The following is a 2,578-nucleotide window of genomic DNA, read 5'->3' as shown; positions in this document are numbered from 1 at the left end:
CGGGCTGCGGCAAGACGACCACCCTGCGCATGATCAACCGCATGGTCGAACCCACCGAGGGAACGATCCTGCTCGACGGTGCGGACATCCAGCGGCAACCGGTCACCACCCTGCGCCGCTCCATGGGATACGTCATCCAGAACGCCGGACTGTTCCAGCACCGCACCGTCGTCGACAACATCGCCACCGTGCCCCGCATGCTCGGCTGGGGCAAGCGGCGGGCCCGGGACCGGGCGGCGGAGCTGATGGAGCGGGTGGGCCTCGACACCTCCCTGGCCAAGCGGTACCCGTACCAGCTCTCCGGCGGCCAGCAGCAGCGCGTCGGAGTGGCGCGGGCGCTCGCCGCGGACCCGCCGGTGCTGCTGATGGACGAGCCGTTCTCGGCCGTCGACCCGGTGGTGCGCAAGGGCCTCCAGGACGAACTCCTGCGGATCCAGGAGGAGCTGGGCAAGACCATCGTCTTCGTCACCCACGACATCGACGAGGCGGTCACACTCGGCACGATGGTCGCCGTCCTGCGCGAGGGCGGCCGGCTCGCCCAGTACGCGCCGCCCGCCGAACTGCTCTCCCGCCCCGCGGACGCGTTCGTCGAGGACTTCCTCGGCGCCGACCGGGGCATCCGGGGGCTCTCCTTCCTCACCACCACCGCGCTGGAGCTGACCACCGACCCCGTGATCCCGCCGGACGCCACCGCGGAGCGGATCGGCACGGCCGGCGCCGCCCACCTCCTGGTGACCGACGCCGAGGGACGCCCCCTCGGCTGGTCCGAGCCGCACCGGCTGACCGCCGGGGACATCCGGCCCGACCGGCTCCTGCCGTACGGGCGGCCGTTCGTGCCCGGCGTGGACTCGCTGCGGGTCGCGCTCGACTGCGCCGTGCTCTCCCCGACCGGCTGGGCCGTCGCCGTGGACGACGCGGGCCGGGTGCGGGGAGTCGTCTCCCAGCAGACCATCGGCGACGCCGTCCGCGCCGCGCACCGGGGCGACCGCGCCGGCGCCGGGGAGGCCGCCGGATGAGCGGCTTCTTCGACATCCCCAGCGACCTCCAGCACAGCTGGGCCGGCCTGATCGGACTGCACCTGAGGGTGGCGCTGGTCCCGGTCGCGGCCGGGCTGCTGCTCGCGCTGCCCGTCGCCCAGCTGTGCGGCCGCTTCCGCCGGCTGTACCCGCCGGTGCTCGGCCTGACGACCGTGCTGTACGCCGTCCCGTCACTGGCGTTCTTCGTCGTCCTCATCGACTACACCGGCCAGACCGAACTCACCGTGATGATCCCGCTGGCCCTGTACAGCCTGGTGGTGCTGATCCCGGCGATCGTCGACGGGGTGCGCTCGGTGCCGGACGAGACCCTGGCCGCCGCCACCGCCATGGGCCTCGGCCCCGTACGGCGCTACACCCGGGTGCAGTTGCCGATCGCCGCGCCCGCCGTCATCGCCGGCCTGCGGGTCGCCACCGCCTCCAGCATCTCCCTGGTCAGCGTCGGCGCCCTGATCGGCAACCAGGGCGCCCTCGGCAACCTGCTCGCGGCCGCGCAGAAGTACGACCGGCCCGAGCTCGCGGTCAACGCGGTGGTCACCATGGCCGTACTGGCGATCCTGTGCGACGCCCTGCTGGTCCTGCTGCGGGTCCTGCTCACGCCCTGGCTGCCCCGCGGCGCACGGACCCGGACCAGGTCCGCCGCACGGCCGGGGAAGCTCGAGGAAGCCGAGGCCGGGGCCCTGTGAACATCCTCGACTTCGCTCGGGCGTTCTTCGGTGACAGCGCCAACTGGCAGGGCTACGACGGCATTCCGCAGCGCTTCCTCGAACACCTCCAGTACTCGCTGCTGGCGCTCGCCGTCGCCGCCGCGATCGGACTGCCCGTCGGCCTGCTGACCGGGCACACCGGCCGCGGCGGGAACGCGCTCGCCTTCCTCGCCAACGCCGCCCGCGCCCTGCCCAGTTTCGGCCTGCTGGTGCTGGTGGTCCTGCTGATCGGCTTCGGTCTGCTGCCCGTGATGATCCCGCTGGTCGTCCTGGCCGTCCCGCCGATCCTGGTGACCACCTACGAGGCCGTCCGCACCGTGGACCCCTCCCCGGTGGACGCGGCCCGCGGCATGGGCATGACCGAGTCGCGGATCCTCTTCCGGGTCGAGGTGCCGGTGGCGCTGCCGCTCATCCTCAGCGGACTGCGCTCGGCGGCCGTCCAGATCGTGTCGACGGCCACCATCGCCGCGTACGTCAGCCTCGGCGGCCTCGGCCGGTACATCATCGACGGGCTCTACCAGCGCGACTACGAGAAGGTGGTCGGCGGCGCCACGCTGGTGGCGCTCCTGGCGCTCGTCACGCTCGTGCTGTTCTGGGCGGCGGGACGGTTCGCGGTCTCGCCCGGGGTGCGCAGGCGGTAGGCGCGGACGGACCGTGCGCGGGAGTCCCGCGCACGGTCCGCCGAGCGACAACCGTGATCCGGTTGCGCTTGACGGAGAGTGAAGCGGCTGGATTGGATCGGTGGATGACTTCTACCGCGAAGAGCAGTCGGTCCAGGACCAGGCACACCGGTGCGGCGGCCGTCGCGGTCGGTGCGCGCGACGGCCGCCGCACCGG

Annotated in this window: 3 protein-coding genes; all 3 read left to right on the top strand. The window is 73.0% G+C overall.

Annotation, left to right across the window (positions count from 1 at the left end):
- A partial coding sequence (locus AOK18_RS18475; RefSeq protein WP_055695095.1) for an ABC transporter ATP-binding protein occupies nucleotides 1-1,016 on the top strand: 1,016 nt, incomplete at its 5' end.
- Entirely contained in the window at nucleotides 1,013-1,720 is a 708-nt protein-coding gene (locus AOK18_RS18470) for an ABC transporter permease (RefSeq protein WP_055571828.1), read from the top strand. The genes AOK18_RS18475 and AOK18_RS18470, both read left to right, overlap by 4 nt.
- On the top strand, nucleotides 1,717-2,382 hold the full coding sequence (locus AOK18_RS18465) for an ABC transporter permease (RefSeq protein WP_055571827.1): 666 nt from the start codon (nucleotides 1,717-1,719) through the stop codon (nucleotides 2,380-2,382). The genes AOK18_RS18470 and AOK18_RS18465 overlap by 4 nt, the downstream gene beginning before the upstream one ends.
- Nucleotides 2,383-2,578 lie beyond the last annotated feature (196 nt).

It is taken from the genome of Streptomyces prasinopilosus, assembly GCF_001419695.1.
In the GTDB taxonomy this organism is placed as follows: Bacteria; Actinomycetota; Actinomycetes; order Streptomycetales; family Streptomycetaceae; genus Streptomyces; species Streptomyces prasinopilosus.
The sequence above is the reverse complement of the archived record's forward strand: the minus strand, read 5'-3'. Positions and strand labels throughout refer to the sequence as shown.

Coding starts and splice junctions, on each gene's coding strand:
- AOK18_RS18470 (WP_055571828.1), top strand. CDS start 1,013: ATGAGCGGCTTCTTCGACATCCCCAGCGACCTCCAGCACAGCTGGGCC.